Here is a 22,115-nt window from a genome sequence, read left to right as displayed (position 1 = left end):
GACGAGAATGGCCGCTCTGCGCGCAGGAAAGACCAACAACGAGGCCGACCAGCCGTCGAGCCCGGTGTTGCGCTTCGGGTCCGACAAGCCGCTCAAGCTCGATGCCGGCACGCTTTTGTCGCCGTTCCAGATCGCCTATCAGACCTATGGCACGCTGAACGATGCCCGCTCCAATGCCATCCTTGTCTGCCATGCGCTGACCGGCGACCAGCATGTCGCCAACACCAACCCGGTGACCGGCAAGCCGGGCTGGTGGGAAGTGCTGATCGGCCCCGGCAAGATCATCGACACCAACCGTTTCTTCGTCATCTGCTCCAATGTCATCGGCGGCTGCCTGGGCTCCACCGGCCCAGCCTCGACCAATCCAGCCACCGGAAAACCCTATGGGCTCGACCTGCCCATCATCACCATCCGCGACATGGTGCGCGCGCAGCAGATGCTGATCGACCATTTCGGCATCGAGAAACTGTTTTGCGTGCTCGGCGGCTCGATGGGCGGCATGCAGGTGCTGGAATGGGCGTCGTGCTATCCGGAGCGTGTCTTTTCAGCGCTGCCGATCGCCACTGGCGCCCGCCATTCATCGCAGAACATCGCCTTCCACGAGGTCGGCCGACAAGCCGTTATGGCTGATCCGGATTGGCATGGCGGCAAATATTTCGAGCACGGCAAGCGCCCCGAAAAGGGCTTGGCGGTGGCGCGCATGGCCGCCCACATCACCTACCTGTCGGAAGCCGCCCTGCACCGAAAATTCGGCCGCAATTTGCAGGACCGCGACCATCTGACTTTCGGCTTCGATGCCGACTTCCAGATCGAAAGCTATCTGCGCCACCAGGGCATGACCTTCGTCGACCGCTTCGACGCCAATTCCTATCTCTACATGACGCGGTCCATGGACTATTTCGACCTCGCCGCCGACCATGGCGGCCGGCTGGCGGATGCTTTTGCCGGCACCAAGACCCGCTTCTGCCTGGTGTCGTTCACATCGGACTGGTTGTTTCCGACGGAAGAAAGCCGCTCCATCGTGCATGCCCTCAATGCAGCCGGAGCCTCGGTCTCCTTCGTCGAGATCGAGACCGATCGCGGCCATGACGCTTTCCTGCTCGACGAGCCGGAACTGTTTGCCGCCATCAACGGCTTCATCGGCTCAGCGGCCCGGGCGAGAGGGCTCACATCATGAGCGTCAACGGCAGCCAGCGCGTCGACCTCGAGGTCGTCGCCAACCTCATCCCGCCGCAGTCCCGCGTGCTCGACGTCGGTTCGGGCGATGGCTCATTGCTTGAATTGCTGCAGGACACCAAGCAGGTCGACGGCCGCGGGCTTGAACTGTCGCAGCGCGGCGTCAACGAATGCGTGGCGCGCGGCCTCTCCGTCATCCAGGGCGATGCCGACAAGGATCTCGAATTCTATCCCGACAAGGGCTTTGACTTCGTCGTCCTGTCGCAGACCTTGCAGGCCACCCGCAACCCGAAGCTGGTGCTCGACGAGCTGCTCAGGATCGGCGACCGGGCGATCGTCTCCTTCCCCAATTTCGGCCATTGGCGGGTGCGCCTGTCGCTGTTCGTCAAGGGCCGCATGCCGGTCACCCAGGACCTGCCCTATTCCTGGTACGACACGCCCAACATCCATTTCTGCACCATCCGCGACTTCGTCAATCTGTGCGAGGAGCTCGGCGCGACGGTGGAAAAAGCGACCGCGCTCGACGCCGCTGGCCAGAAGATCGGCCTGTCGATGCCCTGGTGGTTCTGGAATTTCTTTGGCCAGCAGGCGGTGTTCTTGCTGAAGCGATAGGGTACGGCACGTCTAGCCAAGCACATCTGTAGCCTTGTGCGGATGCTCGACACCGTCAACGATGATTACGTCGGAGTCCGAATTATCGGTGCGCAGTGGAAGGATCGCCCGGTAGGCTGGCGAATTGTACCAGTTGCGCACCTGATGCCGGTCGGGAAACTCGATGATGATGAGGTTGCCCGGCCAGCCGTTCTCGATCACCTCCACGTCACCGCCATGCACCAGGAAACGGCCGCCGAAAGGTTCCAGCGTGGCATCGATCTTGTGCAGATATTCGACGATCTGCGGGCACATTGTCACTTGGCGCATATGGGCAACGGCGTAAGCGGTCATGACGTAGCTCCCTTGTCGATCGAGGCCGATTTGCCGGCCTCATGACTGCAGGTTGCCAAAGGAAGTGACGGACTTCGATTACGCCTGAGATAATAGGAGCGATATCGACGCTGCGACCGAATCAGTCCTCGATCAGGCGGAACTGCATTCCTTCCGACCTGCTAACGTGTTGCTATTGGGGCGCGAAATCTGAAATTCGACCTTTCAGGTCGGCCGTATTTCGCATCGTGGGATGACATACGAAGATGTTCTTTGTAGCGTCGCGCCGAACGTAATGCTTTGGGCGGGGCATGGAACGCAAATCCCAGACCTATTCAATCGTAGTCGAAATGGAAAATGCCAAATCCATCAACGAAGATGAGATTGGCGTTTCGTTTCGCGCTTTGGCGCGGGAAATAGAAGGCGCAACGACGCACGATCAATACCCCAAGCCGGAGGTTATTGTCGTTCACAGCGGACAAGCTGCCGAAACGCCGCTTCTTCAGCAGCGTCTGGCCGAGCTTGTTCCGCAACTTGGCGCCGTTGCCAACATGGTCTTCTGCGCCAGCACCGGCAGCCGGTACTATCAGATCAAGAACGCGGGCATTGGACTGGCCACCGGCGACGTCGTGGTTTTCTGTGATTCCGACACGGTCATGGAGACAGGCTGGCTGCCGGCGCTCCTCAAGCCGCTACAGGATCCAAAGACGATCGCCGTGAACGGTTACACCTATCTCAGCTGTGACGATTTCGCCTCGCGCACCTTTGCACTCCTCTGGTTCTTCCCGCTGCGCGACGGGGATCAACGTTTCGCTTCCAGACGGGCGATGAACGCCAACAATTGCGCTTTTCGCAGAGACTGGTTGGCCAGCCACCCCTATCCCGCCAGCAATGGTTTCAAGGTTTCCTGCACGTTGCTCACCAGCCAGCTCAAAAAGAGCGGACATGACTTCGTCCGGGTCGATGCCCGGGCCAGCCACTATCCTCCGCGCGGCTGGCGGTTTTTCTTCTGGCGCGCGCTGGTCACCGGCCGCGATGCGGACCGGAAGTATGTGGCTCTGGAATCGCCGTCGCGAACCGCACGGGTGGTGAAGGCAACAAGGCGTTGGTTTTCGATGTCCCGGCGAGTGAGTGGCCGCATCATAGCGCATGCGACGCAGCTCGGCATGCCCGTCTGGCAAATTCCGTTTGCCCTGGCCGTCGGATTGGTCTTTTGCACGCTGGTCTTTTTTGGCCAGGCGGCCATGGCGCTTGGCCTGGTCAGGGACGAACCGGAATTCGTGCCTCTTTATGTCGGGCATAGCTGAAATGGCCAAGGCCCAGGATACGGCACCCCTTATCACGGTGATCACGCCGACGCACAACCGGCGCGAAACGGTGTTGCGCGCCGTCGAAAGCGTCCTTTCGCAGAGCATGCCGAGGCTTGAGCACATCGTCGTCGACGACGGTTCCACCGACGGCACCGAGGCGGCGCTGGCCCGCATCAGCGACCCGCGGCTGATCTATGTCGGTGCGAAATGGCGAGGCGCCAACGCTGCCAGGAATGCCGGCATCGAACGTGCGCGGGCACCGGTGGTGACATTTCTCGATTCCGACGATGTCTACATGCCGCACCGGCTCGAACGGACCTTGGCGTGGTTCGATGACAATCCCGCGCTTCAGGTGCTGCTCAGTTCGTTCGTCTCCTTGAAGAGCGGCCGCACCACCAACTGCATCAACCCCGAGGCATTCGTCAGCCCGGCGATGCTGGAGCGGACGCTTGTGGCGCAAACGATCTTCATCGCCGGCTCGGCGATATCGGCCCGCCGCGAGGCCTTGCTGGCCATTGGCGGCTATGACAGCGACATCACCCGGATGCAGGATCGGGAATTGCTGCTGCGCCTCGCCCGGCGCTTCGGCGCGCAACTGTCCGGAGATCTCGACTGGACGAAACACAATTCTGAGAATTCGATTTCAGGCCGCCGCGACGGCTATGTCGAAGCCTATGCAAATCTGATGGGCAAGCATCCGCATATTGCCCACGCCTACCCGCACATTCCCCCCTACATGATCTCGCGCCAGCTTATTGCCGATATTCTCAGGGGCCGTTTGCCCGAGGCATTTGCCGGGTACATGGCCAACCGGTCTTCCAAGGAGCTTGGTTACTCGCTGCCGCAACTGGTCAACGGCTATGTCTATGGCCGGCGTTGGCGCCGCGATCTCTACACCGAGTTTCGCAACAAGTGCGGCGCCCGGCCTGCCTGAATCCGTTGCAAGTTCAACGGTCGAGTTCCGGGAAATACGGATCCGATAGGAAGCGCCTGTCGCGCTCGCCTTGCAGGCAGTCGATCGGTGCGTCCGCGTCGACGGGGGTGAGCCTCGCCTTGTCCTGAATGCCGCTCACTTCAAGGATCAGCTTGCGCCGGATGGCGGTGGAAAATTCGGCGGCCGCATAAATCGGCAGCACGAAGGAGCCGGGGCCGCCGGTCACGCACTGTGCATAATACTGGTCGAGATGGCTGAAGGTAGTCGATGGGTTGATGAGGATCGGCAGGCCGTTGATGACGATGCCTTTGGCGGTTGCAGCATCACGCGTCGCGGTGACCGGCGGCCCGATATTGTTGGGGCCATCGCCCGATATGTCGATGACGCTGCGCTCGCCGGCGAAATCCGTCCTGTCGAACAGCCCGGCGCCGAAGGCAAGTGCGGTGGAAATCGACGTGCCGCGAAAACTCCGGAACGGGCGCGCCGCCACCTTGTCGGCAAAGCGGTTGGCGCTCTCCGTGCTGTCGATGATCTGCCAGCCGATGACCGCGTCGTCGCGCACCGTGCCGGCCCATTCGAAATACGCAAGCGCGATGCGGCCCGTATTGCCGGAGCGGACGGCCTGGATGAAATCGGGATGCCGCAGCGCCTCGACATAGCCGGCACGTTGCAGCGCGAATTCCTTCTCGTCCATCGACAGGGAGATATCGACCGCCAGCACAAGCCTGACATCAACGACCGGCGCATCCGGCGATGAAGCGACGGGAACTGCCTGGGCGCAGGCAAGGCAGGCAAGCAGGCGCAGCGCATCGAGCATGGTCAATGCCGGGGTTGTTTCTCCGGGAAATCTTCCATTGCGATCACGGCGAAATAAGGTTTGGGCACAACCAGAGAAAGCAGCCTACTTCCTGCGGCGGGCGGCAGCCGGCGGCGGATCGATGGCGCCAGCCCTGACGCGGGCAGGTTTCAGCGCCGGCGCACCGGAATCCTTCACGATCGTCAGGCCGCGCGGAAAGAACTGATTGTTGTGCTGGCCACGGCCGATGTTGATGATCGTGGCTCCCTTCAGATGCTTTTCCAGCATCGCCAGCACGCGGCGCAGTGCGGGCCCGTCGAACGCATCCATCGCTTCGTCGATGATCACCCATTTCGGCTGCCGCAGGGCGAGCCTGGCCACGCCCAGCAGGCGCTGTTCGTCATCGCCCAACTCATGGTCCCAGCGCCCGACGCGGTCGAGCGACGACGACAGCCGTTCCAGGCCGACCTCGGCCAGCACCGCCACAATGTCGGCATCACTGGCCGGCGCATGCCCGTTCGCGTGATTGAGCACCTCGCGCAACGTGCCGGCCGGCAAATACGGCACCCGCGGCACGAAGATGAGGGTTTCTCTCGCCGGCAGGCCGATCTTGCCGCTGCCCCACGGCCAAAGCCCGGCAATGGCGCGGAAGAACAGCGTCTTGCCGGCGCCCGGCTCGCCGGTGATCATCACCCGCTCGCCGGGGCGGATTTCGACATGCTGGTCGGAGAGTTTTGTGCAGCCCTCCGGCGAGGCCACCTGGAGCTTCTCGAAGGTCAGGCTGCCATTGGCGTTTTGATCGAAGGTGATGCGTTTTTCGGTATCGTGCAGCACGTCGGTTTCATCGAGCGCGATGCGGAAATCGGCGACGCGCATCAGCGTGGCGCGCCAGTCGGCGATGCTGCCGATGTTGTTGATGAACCAGCGCAAGGAAGAGTGGACCTGGTTGAAGGCGCCGACCGCCATCATCAGCCCGCCAAAGCTGATGTCGCCCGAGAAATAGACCGGCGAGGCGACCAGGATCGGCGCCACGACGGTGATCCAGCCATAGGTGTCGGTCACCCAAGACAGGTTGATCTGCGCGGTGTAGATGCGCCGCATGGCGCCCAGCACGGTGCCGAGGTCGAGTTCGAGCCGTTGCCTGGCATCGGCTTCGCCATGGTAGAGCGCGATGGCATCGACATTCTCGTTGACGCGCACCATCGAGGAGCGCAGCTCAGCTTCGCGCGTGTAGCGGTCGCTGTTGAGGCTGATCAGCGGTCGCCCGACCAGCCAGCTCAGCCAGGAAGCGATGCCGGCATAGAGGAACGCCGCCCAGACCATGTAGCCCGGTATGGCCAGCGACCAGCCATTGACGTGGAAGACGAAGCCTGAAGACAGTTCCCACAGCACCCCGACGAAAGACACGAGCAGGATGAGCGACTGTAACAGCCCGACACCGAGATCGGTCGACAGGTCGGACAAATGCGCTGCATCCTGCTGCATGCGCTGATCGGGATTGACGCCGATGGCGCCGGCATTGGCCAGCCGGAAGGCGCGCGCCGGCCGCATCCACTGATCGATCAGGTCCAGCGTCAGCGCCTCGCGCAGCTTCAGCCGGATCATCTGGTTGAGCCAGGTCTGGCCTATATTGAGCACCAGAAGCCCGCCCGCGATCATCGCAAAGACGAGAAGTTGGTGCAGGAAGGCCGCCATGTCGCGGCGCGCGAGCGCGTCGTAGAAAGGCTGGTTCCAGCGGTTGAGCAGGACCTGGCCGATCGACGTCGCGATGATGACAGCCATGATGGCGACCGACGTCCACAGCAACCACTTGCGAACCGGCGATCCCACCAGCGCCCGTTTGATCGTCGCCACCTGATCGCGCAGGCTGCTGGCCACGGCGACCGGCTGAACGGTGGCCTGATTGTCCAGTTGATCAGCCATGTCAGAGGTCCTTGCCTTCAGGTGTGATGCTGAAACCGGATGAAGAGAGCCGACGGCCGCCGCCGTCAACCAGTCCGCGAGACAGATAGGTCGGGAAAATGCCGCACGAGGAAAGTTTCCGCCTTGATCACGAAGGTTTCACCTGGTGGGACGGCGCTGCCGCGCCTGCGGCCTCGGCCCGGCGGCCGAGCCTAGTCGCGCCATGCGGCGACAGCACCGGCACGAAGACACGGCGGGACGCGCGCTGGGCGACCGGCACACCCTGATAGAGCCGCTTCTGCGCTTCGACGACGATGACGCCGGAAAAGATCGGCCACAGCCGTCGGCCGGCACGCTCCAGCACATTGTGGAAGCGCATCATGAAGCGACGCCGCGATGGCGGGAAGAACAGCGCATCCGACCAGGAAGCGGGCGTGAAATTCGCCTCGCGCAGCAACTCGGTAAGCTGGCCACGTGAAAAAGGCCGGCCATTGCCGAACGGCGTATGCTCGAAGCGCGCCCAGACGCCGCGCCGGTTGGGCACGACGATGACGACGCGTCCCGCCGGCGACAGCACCCGCCAGATCTCGTTCAGCGTCTCGCGCGGGTTTTCGACATGTTCGAGCGAATGGACGAGCAGCATGCGGTCGATGCAGGAATCGACCAGCGGCAGTTCCTCGTCGAAGACCAGCGCTGTCGCCGTCGGCCCCGTCGCCGGCCAGACCACGGCGCCCTGCGTCGCCGGCATGAAGGCGAAGACCCGCTCGGCATCGGAGCCGAAACGCTCCAGCCAGGGCAGCGTATAGCCGAGCCCGACCAGCCGTTCATTGGGGACAGTGGCCCAGATCGACGACAGCGCCATGGTGATCGAGCGCTCGGCGAACCGGCCGAGCGTTGTCGAATAGAAGGAGCGAAGGTCGACGATGTCGGAATGCATGTCAGGGATGTAGCCGTGATATCGGTAGGTTTCAACAAAAGGCCCTGAAGGCTATCGACATCTCCGGGAGTGACTTTGTCATCTCCGGAGTGACACTTGTCATCTCCGGGATGACATCCGCGCGCTGGCGCCCTATGTCTGCGGCGACAATGGAGAGATACGATGGCGGTCGAAATCGAGCAGTTCATGTGCCGCAGCGATAATTTCGGTGTGCTGGTGCATGACCGCAAAAGCGGGCAGACCGCGATCATCGACGCGCCCGAGGAGGCGCCGATCCTGGCCGCGGTCAAGCGCACCGGCTGGACGCCGACGATGATCCTGACCACGCACCACCATACCGACCATGTCGAAGCCAATTTGGCGCTGAAGGAGCGCTTCAAGCTGCGCATCGTCGGCCCGGAGGCTGAAAAGGCCAAGATTCCAGGCATCGACGAAACCGTCGAAGAGGGCTCCGTCCTGCATCTCGGCGATGAACGGATCGAGGTGATCGCCACCCCCGGCCACACCGCCGGCCACGTTTCCTACCATCTGCCGGCATCGAAAGTGGCTTTCACCGCCGACACGCTGTTTGCGCTGGGCTGCGGGCGGCTGTTCGAATGCAAGCCGCCGGTGATGTACGAATCGCTGAAGAAACTTGCCGCACTTCCCGCTGATACCGTTATCTATTGCGGCCACGAATACACGCTCGCCAACGCCCGTTTTGCGCTGACCGTCGACCCGACCAATTCGGCGCTGAAGGAGCGTTCCGCCCGGATCGAGGCGCTGCGGACCGACAACAAGCCGACGCTGCCGACGACGATCGGCGAAGAACTGTCGACCAATCCCTTCCTGCGCTGGCACGATCCGGCGATCCGCAAGCATCTTGGGCTGGAGAAGGCTGGGGATGCCGAGGTGTTCGCCGAGATCCGTAAGCGCAAGGACAATTTTTGAACCCCGGGGGATTTCGGAGACCATGACCAGCTCAGCCGAAATCATCGCAACGCTTGGCCTGAAGCCGCATCCTGAAGGCGGCTGGTACGCGGAAACCTTTCGCGACGAAGCCGGGGGTGCGCGCGGCCATTCGACCGCCATCTATTTCCTGCTGGAACAGCACCAGCTTTCGGCCTGGCATCGGGTCAAGGATGCCGCCGAGGTCTGGCATTTCCATGCCGGCGCGCCGCTGGCGCTGTCCATGTGGGAAGAAGGGTCAACCGTGATCGAGCAGGTGCTCGGCATCGGGCTCGCGGCGGGCGAACGGCCGCAGATCGTCGTGCCGGCAGGTTGGTGGCAATCGGCGCGCAGCTTCGGTGAATGACGCTGGTCGGCTGCACTGTCGCGCCGGGTTTTGATTTCGCCGCCTTCGAACTGGCCGAACCGGGCTGGGAGCCGGGAGAATGATCCCGAAAGGTGCGCCATTTAAACTCTGGTGCAACCAACATCTGCCAGCCATGTTGGCCGATCCGGCTACGCACCTGATGCCCATTGAGGCCATGCCGATATGATTGATTATCGGCTGCCTATGCGAAACAAAGTGCTCATTGCCGCCTTTTCTGCAGTTGGCGTAGCAGGCCTTCTGATCCGGCCTATTTATCCGAAGAGCATCTTTGTCGCACTATTCGTAATGAGCGTGTCCTTTGCAGCGTATTCAATCTTCTACGTATGCAAGTTGTTTCGGGAATGGAATGATATTCCGACGCTTCAAAGGCGCTTGCTCATGATGATTCTTCTCAGCTCTCTCGGTGGATCCTTATACATGATTTACCTGACACTGCGTTCCATGCTGGCGCAGTGAGCAGTAGTTAACCACTGAGCATCATCAGCATTGGTTTCGTCGAATTCGACGGCAAATCCTAGCCCAACAGGAACCCGAGCGTGATCGCCACTTGGGCAGCATAGTACAAAACCCAGACCGCAAATCGCATCCACGCACGATGAGGCGAGATGGCCGCGACCAGAAACTTCTCCGTGGCCAGCAACCCGTCCGAGGCCATGAACAGCACCGCGCCGCCGATGACCCAGACGCTGTTGGTGGTCAGCGCCGCCATGCCCATCGCCAGGATTGCGACGACATAACAGGCGATCGGGATGCGCAAGCTGGGGCCGACGCGACGCCAGAGCGCTGCGAGCATGACGACCACGAACACAGCCAATGCCAGCGCGATCGCCCCGCGCCAGGATTCGGCACCAAGCAATCCCAACCCGCCGCCACTGCGCAGGAACAGTGCGACATAGACTATGTGGGCAATGAGAAAACTCGCCAACCCGCCAAGAAACGCCTTCTCGCCGTCGCGCGACAGGAAGGCGTCACCCACCGCGCTGAGCGCAAGGGCGGTGACCAGAAGCAGCGGGCCGCCTTGCAGCGCCACCAGCACGGCAAGCATCGCGACGCTAAGCGTCTTTGCCGCGGAGCGGGCGAGGCTCGGCGGCATACCCAGCGTGAAGGCATAGATCACCGCCGCCACCAGCGAGAAGATCAGCGTCGCATTGGCGTTGGCGTCGATACCGCCGGCAAACGGCATCGTCATGCCCCGGCTCCGCTTTCGGATGCCCCGGCTCCGCTTTCAGCCGCGGCCGGCTTGCCCAGGAACAGCGATCTTGCCGCCAGGGCCGCACCACCGGTGATGAGCACGCAGGCGGCAAGGATGCGAAGCGACGGTTCCGCGACGCCGGCCGCGATCAGCACCAGCGTCGACAGCAACGGAGCGGCATAGCTTGCGGCACCCAGCACCTGGATGTTGCCGCGCTTGACGCCGATGTCCCAGGCGTAGAAGGCGGCGCCCACCGGCATCAGGCCAAGGCCAAGCACCGCCAGCCACTGGCCGGCGCCGTCCGGCAGCACAGTCTGTTCCAGCGCCAGATGGCAGACGAGCGACAGCACGGCGGTCGCCGCACAGAACCAGGTGACGATGCTGGTCGGCACCGACGGGAAACGCCGCGACAAAAGCGAATAGGACGACCACAGCACGGCGCAGACGGCGGCCATGGCGTAGCCGAAGGCGTAGCGCGCATCAAAGGCCAGCCCACCGCCCTTGGTGACGATCAGCACGGTGCCGGCAAGGCCGAGCAGCGCGCCGACGACATGGTTCCACGCCAGTTTTTCGCCCGGCATCAGCGCCGAACCGAGCACGATCAGCAACGGCCACAGATAGGCGATCAGGCTCGCCTCCACCGCTGGCGCGCTACGCAAAGCAGTGAAATAGAAAAAGTGGTAGCCGAATAGACCGGCAATGCCGATCACCCAGACCTGTGGCGGTATTTTCTGGCTCTTGTCGGCGGCCGGCATGAACAGCCGCGCGACAAGCCCAACCCCGGTGCCGATCGAGAAGGTGATCGCCGACAACAGGAACGGCGGCACCTTGCCGGATGCATCGGTGAGCAGCGCCAAAAGCGCCCACATGGCGACCGCCGAAAAGCCGATCAGTGTTGCGCGCCCCATTTTTTCTCCCGTGGCGCGCCCTCTTCTGTCTCGGTGGCGTGCCTATTGTACCGCTTCGAAACGCCCGGCGCTGATGGTCAATGTGCCGATCTGCGTTCCAACCGTGGCGTGGATCGGCGCATATACTCCGGTTTGGCCGAGCGGCGCAAACGTCACCATCATGCGGCTTTTGTTCTTGAGATAGTTGAGCGCCTTGCGACCCTTGCGATAGCCCGCAACCGGCTCGAAACCCATCCGGCAGGTGATGGTATCGCCCTTGTAGCCCGGCACCGAGATCGTGCCTTTCGAATTGTAGGTCAGCGTCAGGTCGGCGCGCATCTCGCCGTCATAGAATTTCACCGTGCGGCCGCAGACCTGGTCGAGGCTGTCGGCATGGATGACGGTGGCGGCCATCGGATCGAGCACCGCAGCCAGGTCGCCGGCGCCGATCGGCACCCAGGCCTTGGGGTCGCGCTTGCCCGGTGCCGGGACAACCTGCGTCGAGGTCACCGCGCCATTGGTGAAGCGGATATCGACCACCGACGCCTTCTTGCCGGAGGTGTAATCGGCACGAAATGCCTGCGGCACCAGCTTTTTGCCGGAAATCGTGCCCTTGGACGAGATCGTGCCCCGCGTGTCGTCGAACAGTTTGGCCAGTCCCGCAGCGGTCACGCTGCCGTCGATCGCGTAGGCGCCGTTCTCATAGTGGCTGGAGAAGGTCGATCTCGCTAGCGAGAGGCCAAGGAAGGAAACCGTGTACTCGCCCTTGAAGGACTGCGGCGAGGCCGCCGATGCGGCGGAGGGCAAAGCGATGGCAAGCGCGGCGCTGAGCGCGTGAGACAAACGAGGCATGGCGGGATCGGATCCTTGATTTTCGGCCGGAGGCGGGCGACTCCGGTCTGGCATGTCCCTATGAGACCGCTTATAGGATGAAATCCGGCCTTAATATGAAATGCCGGGCGCTTCCGTGGGGAAGCCGGAGCTTGACGCCCCGGTGAAATGCAACTATGGAACGCCAACTTTTCCATAAGGCCGCCTGACCAGAACCGCGCGCCACCCGGCGTGGGCACAAAGGTTTGGCAGGTCAAGAGAGAACTGAAGGTTAGAATTATGTCCCGCACCTGCGAACTCACTGCCAAGGCAGTCCAGACCGGCAACAATGTGAGCCACGCCAACAACAAGACCAAGCGTCGCTTCCTGCCGAACCTCGTCAATGTGACGCTGATTTCGGAAGCGCTGAACCAGAATGTGCGCCTGCGCATCTCGGCCAACGCGCTGCGTTCGGTCGAACATCGCGGTGGCCTCGACGCTTTCCTGGCGAAGGCCGACATCAAGGAACTGTCGCAGCGCGCGCGCCTGCTGAAGAAGCAGATCGCCAAGAAGCTGGCCGAACAGGTCGCTGCGTAACATCAGATAAAGGCGGGGGACGACCGCCCAGACCAACCTCTTGTTGGTCTCTGGCCAACGTTTTGTTGGCCTTGGGGCATCGGATAGATCCGCAAGGCTCGACATCCGGTGCTCACCTACGAAGCGAGCACTGCCCGATCGGTATGATGCTCCGCTGGTTCCATTACCCAGGATAAAAAAATGACTTTCTTCTCGCGATATTTGCCCTTCGTGGCCGCCATGGCGCTTGTCGTCGTGGCTTCGAACATCCTCGTGCAGTTCCCGATGCAGGGCCAGATCGGCAGCCTGTCGCTGGCCGACCTGCTCACCTGGGGCGCTTTCACCTATCCGTTTTCCTTCCTGGTCACCGACCTCGCCAACCGCCGCTACGGGCCTGCCGTGGCGCGCAGGATCGTCTTTGTCGGCTTCATGACGGCGGTGGTCTGCTCGATCCTCGTTCCGCCCTTCCTGTTCCGCCATGGCCTGATCGAATTCGAGACCGCCGCCGACCGGCTGGTGCGCATCGCCGCAGCTTCGGGCGCCGCGTTCCTGTCCGCGCAGTTGCTCGACGTCACCGTGTTCAACCGGCTGCGCCAACAGAGCTGGTGGCGCGCACCCATCGTCGGCACACTGGTCGGGTCGGTGTTCGACACCATGGTCTTCTTCACCGTCGCTTTCTCGGCCGCTTTCGCTTTTGCCGGCCCGAACGACGGCTTTGCGCTCGAGACGGCGCCGCTGATGGGTGTGTTCCATGTCGACGCCATGCGCTGGGTCTCCTGGGCGCTCGGCGACCTCAGCGTGAAGCTGATCATCGCCGTGGTCGCGCTCATCCCCTACCGGCTGCTCGCCACTCGTTGGAGCCAGCCGGCGGTTGCTGCCTAGACCATGATCCCCTGGGTCCAGCTCGATTCGGCGAAGACCGGGGATGGCGCCCAAGAACTTCGCCTCAAGCGGCGCGGCAGCGAATTCTCGATCATGCTCGGCACCAACGAGCTGATGAACAGCCGCCTCAGCGGCTCCGAGCAGGCGCTGGCCGAACTGTCCTGCCAGAAGATTGCGGACCATCGGCGGCCGAAGATCCTGATCGGCGGCCTTGGCATGGGTTTCACGCTGCGCGCTGCTCTCGCCGAGTTGGGCAACGATGCCGCAATCGTTGTCGCCGAGCTGGTGCCGGCGGTCGTCGCCTGGGCACGGGGCCCGATGGCCGAGGTGTTTGGCGGTTGCCTCGATGATCCCCGCGTCACCATAGAGGAGACCGATGTCGGGCAATTGATACGATCCGAGCCCGCAACCTGGGACGCCATCCTGCTCGACGTCGACAATGGCCCCGAAGGCATCGTCCACAAGGGCAATGACGCCCTCTACAGCGTGGCAGGCCTGGTCGCCACCCGCACCGCCCTCAAGCCGGGCGGCGTGCTGGCGGTGTGGTCGCAGGGGCCGGACAGCGGCTTTGTCAGGCGGCTGAAGCAGGTGGGCTTCGCGGTCGAGGAGGTCAACACGCGCGCCAACGGCAAGCGTGGCGCGCGCCATGTCATCTGGATCGCCACCAACGGCTCACGGTCCTGACCGAAGCCGGTGGCGGTTTCGTTCTAGTTCGACTTTTGGAGTTCCGCGCCAAGAGCCTCGAGCAGCCCGCGCGTCCCCTCCTCCCGTCCCTTGGCGGAATCGACACCATCGAAGAACGCGCCCTGCTCGGTATAGGTCAGCCGCGTGCCGTCACCCGAGGGCGTCAGTTCAACCGTGGTCAGCGATGCCGACATGGGCTGCGGCCCGATGGCCATCCGGTAGGAAAACACGATGCGCTGGTCGGGAACGATGTCCTGGAACTGGGCGTCGAGCCTGACCTCCGGGCCGCCGCCATAGCTGAAGCGCGACACCTCGCCGCCGCCGACTCGAAAATCGAAGCTGAATTCGGCGATGGTGAAACCGTCGCCGTCGACCCGCCAGCGCCGCACCGTCGCCTTGTCGGCGAAGGCATGGAAGACTTTGGCCGGCGATTGCGGATAGGTCCGCTCGATGGTGAATGTGGAGTGGATGACGGAGTGCTCGTCCTTCACGGGCGCGATCTGGTTCATTGCTGTTCGTCCTTTTCCTGATTCTTCTTGGGGGATTGGCCTTTTGGGGATGGGCCTGTTGGGGATGGGTCTGTTGGGGATGGGATCGTCTCGGCCAGGATCTGGCCAAGCCGGTCGAGGTGGCGTTCCGCCGGTATGCGGCGCTCCGCAATCCAGTCGGCGAGCGGGGCGAGCCCGCCCGGTTCGATCCGGCAGGTGCGCACCCGCCCGATCTTTTCGCTGCGGATCAGTCCGCAAGCTTCCAGCGCCTGCAGATGCTGCAGCACGGCGGCAAACGTCATGCCGAACGGCTCCGCCAGCTGGCTGACGGTGGCCGGTCCGCGGCTCAACCGTTCCAGGATCTGGCGACGGGTCGGCTCGACAAGAGCGCGAAGGATGCTGTCGATCTCGGAATAGTTAAGCATGGACTTGAGTATCATGCCGATCGCATCAATAGTCAAGTCTGCACTAAAGTGTTTTGATCAGCGTAGATCGAGTGACGAAGGCGTCCGATCACATCGAACCAGCCGTAAGGTTCGCGGTTGGAGCCCCGCTCAATCCTGGTGCAGGATAAATTCCAGATAGAGGTTGCGCTGCAGGATCGAATGGTTGTCGTCGGAGATCAGCGACACCATCAGCGCGCCGTCGTCACGGGTCCAGACGTCGAGACCTTCCATATTGTCGATCTGGTAGCCCATGTCGGCGTCCAGCAGCACCGGCCCGTCGGCGACCGCGCCCTTCTCGACACTCTCGCCATAAATGCGCCGCAGCCGCATCTTGAGGCCGCCCGCCATCGAAAAGCTGCGCTCCAGCAGCAAAAGGTCGCCATCCGGCAGGAAGGCGCCATCGGTGATGTCGAAATCGCCATTGCGCTTGACGGTGAAGACGCCCTTGTGCGGCCCTTCGATGATGGCGGCATAGATATTGCCAGCCTTGTCGAGGCTCTTTTCCGAGACCACGACCAGACCACCCTCGTGCTGGCCGTTGACATTGGCGTGGGTAACAGTCTCGAAGCCGCGGTTCTGGCGCAGCTCCCGCGCCGGCACCAGGAAATCCAGTTGCCGGTATGGCGCCTTCATATCATTAGGGTCGATCTTGAACTGGGCGACGCGATGGTTGCGCTCGAAACCGACGGTGGCGATGCCATCCTTGACCGCGAGGCCTTCGGCATCGACTTCCCATTTCTCGTCGATCGGCTGGCCGCTCTGGTCGACCATCTGCTGCATGCTAAAATTCTGGATGCCGATAGGCCGCTTGTCGGCGTCGCGAGCCAGCGTGCCGAAGAACCAGTAGCCGGTGTCGGCCACGCCGATGAAATCGCTGCCCGCTTTCAGAAACCGAAAGGCCGACAGCGCGCCGAAATCGCGTGATGGCGAGGTCATTTCCAGCCCGCCGACGAATTCGAGCGGGCCGAACTGCTTGTCGGTGCGGCCAATATGGAATTCGGTGATCGGACGGGCCGAGACTTCGATCGGCTCGACCGAGGCTGAGCCAGCTGGCGCCGAAGCGACGCCGGCGAGCAGGGCGATGGCGGCGAAAAGCGTCTGCCGAAACCCGCCGCGCGAAAAGATCATCCGGCGCGCCGCATGCCGCCGCGACGCGTATCCTTCGCGCTCTCCTCGGCAAACAGCGAAGCCAGTTGCTCGGTCATGGCGCCGGCCAGTTCCTCGGCGTCGACGATGGTGACGGCGCGGCGATAATAGCGCGTGACGTCATGACCGATACCGATGGCCAGCAATTCCACCGGCGAGCGCGTCTCGATCAGTTCGATGACGGCGCGCAGATGGCGCTCGAGGTAGTTGCCTGGATTGACCGACAGCGTCGAATCGTCGACCGGCGCGCCATCCGAGATCATCATCAGGATCTTGCGCTGTTCGGGCCGGGCGATCAGCCGGTTGTGCGCCCACAGCAGCGCCTCGCCGTCGATGTTTTCCTTGAGCAGGCCTTCGCGCATCATCAGGCCGAGATTGCGCCGTGCCCGCCGCCACGGATGATCGGCGGATTTGTAGATGATGTGGCGCAGATCATTGAGCCGGCCGGGGTTCGGCGGCTTGCCGTCCTTCAGCCACTTCTCGCGCGCCTGGCCGCCCTTCCACGCCCGCGTGGTGAAGCCGAGGATCTCGACCGAGACGCCGCAGCGCTCCAGCGTGCGCGCCAATATGTCGGCGCAGGTGGCGGCGACCGTGATCGGCCGGCCGCGCATAGAGCCCGAATTGTCGAGCACCAGCGTCACCACCGTGTCGCGGAATTTGGTATCGCGTTCCTGCTTGAAGGACAGCGGCTGCATTGGGTCGATGACGACACGCACCAGCCGCGCCGGGTCGAGGTAGCCCTCTTCCAGGTCGAAATCCCAGGAGCGGTTCTGCTGCGCCATCAGCCGGCGCTGCAGCCGGTTGGCCAGCCGCCCGACGACGCCGGACAGATTGGCCAGCTGCTTGTCGAGGAAGGCGCGCAGCCGGTCGAGCTCTTCTTCTTCGCAAAGCTCCTCGGCGCCAACCGTCTCGTCGAAAGCGGTGGTGTAGACCTTGTAGTCGATTTCCTTCGGCAGATTGGTGAAGGGATTGTCGTTGCGCCTAGCCTCGCCGGGCGTCTCCGCATCCGCGTCGTCATCGTCGGACAGATCGTCGGCTGTGGCGTCGGAGGCTTCGGTTTCCGACGACTGCTCATCATCGGCCGACGCCTCGGCATCCTCGGACTGAGACTGCTCGGAGCCGGAATCCTCTTCGCCGCCCTCCTCGCTTTGCTCTTCGCCTTGCGGCTGGTTGTCGTCATTGTCCTCGGAGTCTTCGGTCTCCTGGTCGTCGCCGAGTTCCTCGGCCATCTCCATGGAGGCGAGCATCTCGCGCACGACCCGGGCAAACGCCTGCTGGTCGCCGAGCTTGGCCGACAAGCCGTCGAGGTCGGCCTTGGCCTTTTCCTCGACCCAGGGGCGCCAGAGTTCGACCAGCCGCTCGCCGCTCTTCGGGATCGGCCGGCCGGTCAGCTTCTCGCGCACCATCAGCGCCAGCGCTTCCTCGATCGGCGCGTCGGCCTTGTCCTTGACGTCGACGAGGTTGGCCTTGGCGTATTTGTCCTCCAGCATCGAGCCGATATTGTCGGCGACGCCCTGCATCGCACGGCTGCCGATCGCCTCGACGCGGGCCTGCTCGACCGCATCATAGATGGCTCGCGCCGCCTTGCCTTCCGGCGCCAGCTTGGTGTGGATGCGCACATCGTGGCAGGCGCGCTTCAGCGCCATGGAATCGCCGAGGCCACGGGTGATCGCGATATCGGTCTTCGACGCCTTCTTCGGCAACTCGGGCAGTCGCGCACGGTTGCCCGCAAGCGCTGGTCGGTCCTTGGCGAAGCCGACTTCGAGTTCCTTGTCGCCGGCAATGGCGCGCATGCAGACGGTGACGGCGCGTTTGAAGCTGTCGGCTTCAGACCCCGTCTTCGACTTGTTGCGCGTGTTGTCGCCTGGACCCGCCATCGAGGCTCTGCTTACCCCAGCACCACGTTGGCGGCGCTCTCGGGCAGATCCTCACCGAAGGCGCGCTGGTAGAACTCGGCCACCACCGAGCGCTCGAGCTCATCGCACTTGTTGAGGAAGGTCAGCCGGAAGGCCATGCCGATATTGCCGAAAATCTCGGCATTCTCGGCCCAGGTGATCACCGTACGCGGGCTCATCACGGTCGACAGATCGCCATTGATGAAAGCCGAACGCGTCATGTCGGCGACGCGCACCATCTTGTTGACGATGTCCTTGCCCTTGCCGTCGCGATAATGCTTGGCCTTGGCCAGCACGATGGCGACTTCATTGTCGTGCGGCAGATAGTTCAGCGTGGTGACGATCGACCAGCGGTCCATCTGCGCCTGGTTGATCTGCTGCGTGCCGTGATAGAGGCCGGTCGTGTCGCCGAGGCCAACCGTGTTGGCGGTCGAGAACAGGCGGAACGCCGGATGCGGACGGATGACCCGGCTCTGGTCGAGCAACGTCAGCCGGCCCGACGATTCCAGCACGCGCTGGATAACGAACATCACGTCCGGGCGGCCGGCATCGTACTCGTCGAAGCAGAGCGCGACATTGTGCTGATAGGCCCAGGGCAGGATGCCGTCGCGGAATTCGGTGATCTGCAAGCCGTCCTTGACGACGATCGCGTCCTTGCCGACGAGATCGATACGGCTGACATGGCTGTCGAGGTTGACGCGCACGCAGGGCCAGTTGAGGCGGGCGGCGACCTGTTCGATATGGGTCGATTTGCCGGTGCCGTGATAGCCCGACACCATGACGCGGCGGTTGTAGGCAAAGCCGGCTAGGATCGCCAAGGTCGTCGCCTTGTCGAACAGATAGTCCGGATCGATGTCCGGCACATGTTCTGATGTTACCGAATAGGCCGGCACCACCATCTTGGACTCGAAGCCGAATTTATCCTTCACCGACACGGTCGTGTCGGGCAGGTTGGCGATGTCGCGATCGACCTTGTTCATATCTCTCAACGTCTCCACGGGCGAAACGTCCCGTTTCGCCGGCAATCGATTTTGTCCGGGGGCGGTCTTAGAGCCTTTTCCAACCTTATGAAAGTTGGAAAACGACACGAACCGTATGGTCGCTCAGCACAAGCCAGCCTGTTTGAGCACGCGATAGGCCTGCAGCACATCGCGGAACCGGTCTTCCGAACCTCTATCGCCACCATTCGCATCCGGATGGTGACGTTTCACCAGTTCCTTATAGCGCGCCTTGATATCCTTGCCAGTCGCCTTTGTATCAAGGCCAAGCGTTTCCAGCGCCTTGGCCTCAAGCGGCTTCGCCTTGCGCTCGCGCGCCTCGCGCGGATCCTTCGGCCCCTTGAACAGGTCGAACGGGTCGCGCATGCGGTTGTAGTAGCCAGCGCGGCCTGATCGATGCTGGGCAATATCGGGCGACGAACGCGTCGAGGCGCCGTTGACGCCCATCTTCCAGGTCGGCCGGTGGCCGGTCATCGCTTCCTTCTGGAAGCGCGCGACCTCGGTGTCCGGAACGCCGGAGAAATAGTTGAAGCCCTTGTTGTACTCGCGCACATGGTCGAAGCAGAAACGGAAATACTCGCCCTCCTTCATCCGCCCGACCGGCGCGCGATGGGTGCCCGCTTCCTTGCAGCCGTCCCACTGGCAAATCGGCGAGTGCGACTTCAGCTCCGCGTCCTTGTCGGGGCGGACGCGAATCTTCTCGAAATATTTGGGATACGGCTTCATCTCACCCATTTATGGGGCGTTCGCAGATGCGAAACAAGAATTGACATTTTCGCGATCATCGCCCTAACCGCTGAATCGCGGCTTAAAGCAGGCGAATGGCGAATTTAGTTGCGAAACAGCGGCCCCCTTGTGAAACCGGTTTCCGGTTTTCACGCTGGTGCGCCAGCCATATGTGGTGAAGGGAGACGGCGATGTCCATACAGGCGACCATGGAAGACAAGCTCAACAAGGCATTTTCGCCGGAGCGGCTGGTCATCATCAACGAAAGCCATCTCCACGCCGGCCACCATCATCACGGCTCAGACCATCACGGCGCCTATGACGGTACCGGCGAAACGCATTTTCGCGTCCGCGTTGTCTCGTCCAGCTTTGTCGGCATGAGCCGCATCGACCGCCACCGCGCCGTCAACGAATTGCTCGCCGACGAACTGAAGGCCGGCGTGCACGCGCTCGCGATCGAACCCGCGGCTCCCGGCGAAAAGACCCGCTGGTAGGTCCGTTCGGCCTTTCGCGGGGCGTTCAGATCACCGCTTCGATGAGGAACGGCCCACGCCGCGACAAGGCTCTGTCCAGCAACGCGTCGAACCGCTCGCACGTGTCGGCGCGCGCTGCTTCCACGCCCATGCCCTTGGCCAGCGACACCCAGTCCAGCGCGGGATGGTCGAGGTCGAGCATGCGCCTGGCGTTCTCGCCGATCGCATTGACACCGACATTGCGCATCTCGCCATGCAGGATCGCGTAGGTGCGGTTGGCAAAGACGATCGTGACCACGTCGAGATTTTCCCGCGCCTGCGTCCACAGGCCCTGCACGGTGTACATACCGCTGCCATCGGCCTCCAGATTGATCACCTTGCGGTCGGGACAGGCGATCGCCGCCCCGTTTGCCATCGGAATGCCGCCGCCGATCGATCCGCCCGTGCCCATCATGTAATCGTGCGGCGCGGCAAAGGCCGACAAGGCAAAGAAGCGCCTAGCCGAGGTGACCGCTTCGTCGCAGACGATCGCATTGTCCGGCAGCTTGCGCGCCACCGACAGTGCGATCGCGTCGTCCGTCAGCCTGCCGCTCGGCGCAGCCTCGTCCGGGAAAGCGGTCGCGAACACCGCATGCTGCGACGGCTTGACGCCAAGCTCATCACGAAGCGTCTCCAGCGCCGCATGCAAATCCTGACCATGGGCGGCGAGCGTCAGCACCTGGCAGTCGTCGCGAACCAGCCGACCCGGTTTTCCCGGATAGGCGAAGAAGGCGACCGGCTCCTTGCCGCCGACCAGCACCAGAACGTCGATATCCCGCAGCAGCGCCGTCGCCGCATCGATTGGATAGGGAATGCGTGTCGGTGCGACGCGGCCGCGACCGCGCTGCATGCGGGCGATCAGAACCTCGCTGAACAGGCGGACATCGCAGGCCGTCGAGATCTGGCCGGCGATCTCGAGCGCATCGGCTCTCGCGGCTCGGCCGCGAACGATCATGCCGACACGGCCCGGAGCCGCACGGATCGCAGCGGCGGTCTCGCGTACGACATCCCTGTCGACGGCCGGCGGCGATGCGAGAACGACCTTGCCCGGTGTGGCCGGGTTGGCGCCGCCCCAGGCAGCATCCGCCGGCAGGATCAGCGTCGTGACGCCGGGCGGCGTCAGCGAGGCGCGAAACGCCGCCTCCGTGGCCGGCTGGACATCGGCTGGCCCCGAAATACGGCGCACCCAGTTGGACATCGGCGCCGCCAGGCCTTCGATATCGCTGGTGAGCGGCGCATCGAGCGACAGATGGTAGGAGGCATGGTCGCCGACGATGTTGATCATCGGGCTGAACGCACGCCGGGCATTGTGCATATTGGCCAGCCCATTGGCGAGGCCCGGACCGGTGTGCAGCAGCGTCGCGGCGGGACGGTCGGTCATGCGCGCATAGCCATCGGCCGCGCCCGTCACCACGCCCTCGAACAGGCCGAGCACGCAACGCATCTCAGGCTTGCGGTCGAGCGCGGCGACGAAATGCATTTCGGACGTGCCGGGATTGGCGAAGCAGACCGTCACATCATTGGCCAGCAGCACGTCGCACAGGACATCGGCGCCATTCATGCAGTTTTTCTCCCTCTC

The 22,115-nt window shown here is 63.0% G+C and carries 24 protein-coding genes and 1 pseudogene; 11 read left to right on the top strand and 14 right to left on the bottom strand.

The features are described from left to right. The first annotated feature begins 7 nt into the window (after positions 1-7). Both metX and metW read left to right on the top strand, forming a co-directional pair. Positions 8-1,177: a homoserine O-acetyltransferase MetX gene (gene metX / locus AC1DX4_RS27730; RefSeq protein ID WP_477223334.1), complete on the top strand. Its 1,170-nt coding sequence runs from the start codon at positions 8-10 to the stop codon at positions 1,175-1,177. Next, the gene (metW, locus tag AC1DX4_RS27725; protein WP_475456822.1) at positions 1,174-1,788 is read left to right on the top strand and encodes a methionine biosynthesis protein MetW; all 615 of its coding nucleotides are present in this window, start codon (positions 1,174-1,176) and stop codon (positions 1,786-1,788) included. The genes metX and metW overlap by 4 nt, the downstream gene beginning before the upstream one ends. A gap of 12 nt (positions 1,789-1,800) precedes the next feature. On the opposite strand, the gene AC1DX4_RS27720 is transcribed toward metW, so the two are convergent. Further along, entirely contained in the window at positions 1,801-2,121 is a 321-nt protein-coding gene (locus AC1DX4_RS27720) for a DUF1330 domain-containing protein (RefSeq protein WP_477223333.1), read from the bottom strand. Positions 2,122-2,411: 290 nt separating this feature from the next. Between AC1DX4_RS27720 and AC1DX4_RS27715 the strand changes: the two genes are divergently transcribed. Both AC1DX4_RS27715 and AC1DX4_RS27710 read left to right on the top strand, forming a co-directional pair. Then, positions 2,412-3,407, top strand: a complete 996-nt coding sequence (locus AC1DX4_RS27715; protein ID WP_477223332.1) for a glycosyltransferase family 2 protein — start codon at positions 2,412-2,414, stop codon at positions 3,405-3,407. A gap of 1 nt (position 3,408) precedes the next feature. Next, entirely contained in the window at positions 3,409-4,344 is a 936-nt protein-coding gene (locus AC1DX4_RS27710; protein ID WP_477223331.1) for a glycosyltransferase family 2 protein, read from the top strand. A 13-nt stretch (positions 4,345-4,357) separates the two neighbouring features. On the opposite strand, the gene AC1DX4_RS27705 is transcribed toward AC1DX4_RS27710, so the two are convergent. The 3 genes from AC1DX4_RS27705 to AC1DX4_RS27695 form a co-directional block, all read right to left on the bottom strand. Beyond that, positions 4,358-5,161, bottom strand: a complete 804-nt coding sequence (locus AC1DX4_RS27705; RefSeq protein ID WP_477223390.1) for a DUF1194 domain-containing protein — start codon at positions 5,159-5,161, stop codon at positions 4,358-4,360. A gap of 84 nt (positions 5,162-5,245) precedes the next feature. Next, a complete protein-coding gene (locus AC1DX4_RS27700; RefSeq protein ID WP_477223330.1) occupies positions 5,246-7,063 on the bottom strand; it encodes an ABC transporter ATP-binding protein/permease in 1,818 nt (605 codons plus the stop codon). Between the two features lie 127 nt (positions 7,064-7,190). Continuing rightward, positions 7,191-7,979, bottom strand: coding sequence for a class I SAM-dependent methyltransferase (locus AC1DX4_RS27695; protein ID WP_477223329.1), 789 nt, complete (start codon positions 7,977-7,979; stop codon positions 7,191-7,193). Between the two features lie 162 nt (positions 7,980-8,141). Between AC1DX4_RS27695 and gloB the strand changes: the two genes are divergently transcribed. The 3 genes and pseudogenes from gloB (at position 8,142) to AC1DX4_RS27680 (ending at position 9,750) form a co-directional block, all read left to right on the top strand. Further along, the gene (gene gloB / locus AC1DX4_RS27690) at positions 8,142-8,909 is read left to right on the top strand and encodes a hydroxyacylglutathione hydrolase (RefSeq protein ID WP_477223328.1); all 768 of its coding nucleotides are present in this window, start codon (positions 8,142-8,144) and stop codon (positions 8,907-8,909) included. Positions 8,910-8,931: 22 nt separating this feature from the next. After that, positions 8,932-9,356, top strand: a pseudogene (locus AC1DX4_RS27685) (cupin domain-containing protein). Positions 9,357-9,456: 100 nt separating this feature from the next. Then, complete coding sequence (locus tag AC1DX4_RS27680; RefSeq protein WP_477223327.1) at positions 9,457-9,750, top strand: hypothetical protein; 294 nt, start codon at positions 9,457-9,459, stop codon at positions 9,748-9,750. Positions 9,751-9,808: 58 nt separating this feature from the next. Here AC1DX4_RS27680 and AC1DX4_RS27675 read toward each other — a convergent pair whose 3' ends face one another. From AC1DX4_RS27675 to AC1DX4_RS27665, 3 genes are read right to left on the bottom strand one after another with little or no spacing between them, the layout of a single operon-like run. Continuing rightward, on the bottom strand, positions 9,809-10,483 hold the full coding sequence (locus AC1DX4_RS27675) for a lysoplasmalogenase (protein ID WP_477223326.1): 675 nt from the start codon (positions 10,481-10,483) through the stop codon (positions 9,809-9,811). Beyond that, the gene (gene yddG / locus AC1DX4_RS27670) at positions 10,480-11,394 is read right to left on the bottom strand and encodes an aromatic amino acid exporter YddG (protein ID WP_477223325.1); all 915 of its coding nucleotides are present in this window, start codon (positions 11,392-11,394) and stop codon (positions 10,480-10,482) included. Before yddG ends, AC1DX4_RS27675 begins: the two co-directional genes overlap by 4 nt. Before the next feature lie 42 nt (positions 11,395-11,436). Further along, positions 11,437-12,225 (bottom strand): DUF3108 domain-containing protein, encoded by a 789-nt coding sequence (locus AC1DX4_RS27665; RefSeq protein ID WP_477223324.1) that lies wholly within the window; start codon positions 12,223-12,225, stop codon positions 11,437-11,439. A gap of 258 nt (positions 12,226-12,483) precedes the next feature. Between AC1DX4_RS27665 and rpmB the strand changes: the two genes are divergently transcribed. From rpmB to AC1DX4_RS27650, 3 genes are all read left to right on the top strand, one after another. Then, a complete protein-coding gene (gene rpmB / locus AC1DX4_RS27660; protein WP_023763853.1) occupies positions 12,484-12,780 on the top strand; it encodes a 50S ribosomal protein L28 in 297 nt (98 codons plus the stop codon). A gap of 180 nt (positions 12,781-12,960) precedes the next feature. Continuing rightward, positions 12,961-13,641 carry a queuosine precursor transporter gene (locus AC1DX4_RS27655; RefSeq protein ID WP_477223323.1) on the top strand — a complete coding sequence of 227 codons (681 nt, stop codon included), beginning with the start codon at positions 12,961-12,963 and terminating at the stop codon, positions 13,639-13,641. A gap of 3 nt (positions 13,642-13,644) precedes the next feature. Next, positions 13,645-14,325, top strand: a complete 681-nt coding sequence (locus tag AC1DX4_RS27650; protein WP_477223322.1) for a spermidine synthase — start codon at positions 13,645-13,647, stop codon at positions 14,323-14,325. A 23-nt stretch (positions 14,326-14,348) separates the two neighbouring features. Here the strand turns inward: AC1DX4_RS27650 and AC1DX4_RS27645 are convergent, their stop codons facing one another. From AC1DX4_RS27645 to AC1DX4_RS27620, 6 genes are all read right to left on the bottom strand, one after another. Then, the gene (locus tag AC1DX4_RS27645; protein ID WP_477223321.1) at positions 14,349-14,834 is read right to left on the bottom strand and encodes an SRPBCC family protein; all 486 of its coding nucleotides are present in this window, start codon (positions 14,832-14,834) and stop codon (positions 14,349-14,351) included. Then, on the bottom strand, positions 14,831-15,253 hold the full coding sequence (locus AC1DX4_RS27640) for an ArsR/SmtB family transcription factor (protein ID WP_477223320.1): 423 nt from the start codon (positions 15,251-15,253) through the stop codon (positions 14,831-14,833). Before AC1DX4_RS27640 ends, AC1DX4_RS27645 begins: the two co-directional genes overlap by 4 nt. 114 nt (positions 15,254-15,367) lie before the next feature. Further along, positions 15,368-16,387 carry an esterase-like activity of phytase family protein gene (locus tag AC1DX4_RS27635; RefSeq protein WP_477223319.1) on the bottom strand — a complete coding sequence of 340 codons (1,020 nt, stop codon included), beginning with the start codon at positions 16,385-16,387 and terminating at the stop codon, positions 15,368-15,370. Continuing rightward, the gene (gene cobT, locus AC1DX4_RS27630; protein WP_477223318.1) at positions 16,384-18,282 is read right to left on the bottom strand and encodes a cobaltochelatase subunit CobT; all 1,899 of its coding nucleotides are present in this window, start codon (positions 18,280-18,282) and stop codon (positions 16,384-16,386) included. The genes AC1DX4_RS27635 and cobT overlap by 4 nt, the downstream gene beginning before the upstream one ends. 11 nt (positions 18,283-18,293) lie before the next feature. Further along, on the bottom strand, positions 18,294-19,280 hold the full coding sequence (gene cobS / locus AC1DX4_RS27625) for a cobaltochelatase subunit CobS (RefSeq protein ID WP_287271377.1): 987 nt from the start codon (positions 19,278-19,280) through the stop codon (positions 18,294-18,296). 123 nt (positions 19,281-19,403) lie between these two features. Beyond that, positions 19,404-20,033, bottom strand: coding sequence for a J domain-containing protein (locus tag AC1DX4_RS27620; protein WP_477223317.1), 630 nt, complete (start codon positions 20,031-20,033; stop codon positions 19,404-19,406). Between the two features lie 182 nt (positions 20,034-20,215). On the opposite strand from AC1DX4_RS27620, the gene AC1DX4_RS27615 reads away from it, so the two are divergent. Next, positions 20,216-20,518, top strand: a complete 303-nt coding sequence (locus tag AC1DX4_RS27615) for a BolA family protein (RefSeq protein ID WP_477223316.1) — start codon at positions 20,216-20,218, stop codon at positions 20,516-20,518. A gap of 25 nt (positions 20,519-20,543) precedes the next feature. On the opposite strand, the gene AC1DX4_RS27610 is transcribed toward AC1DX4_RS27615, so the two are convergent. Then, positions 20,544-22,097 carry an acetolactate synthase large subunit gene (locus AC1DX4_RS27610; protein WP_477223315.1) on the bottom strand — a complete coding sequence of 518 codons (1,554 nt, stop codon included), beginning with the start codon at positions 22,095-22,097 and terminating at the stop codon, positions 20,544-20,546. Positions 22,098-22,115 lie beyond the last annotated feature (18 nt).

It is taken from the genome of Mesorhizobium sp. P3_A8 (assembly GCF_056402995.1).
This window is presented reverse-complemented; position numbering and strand designations above follow the sequence as displayed.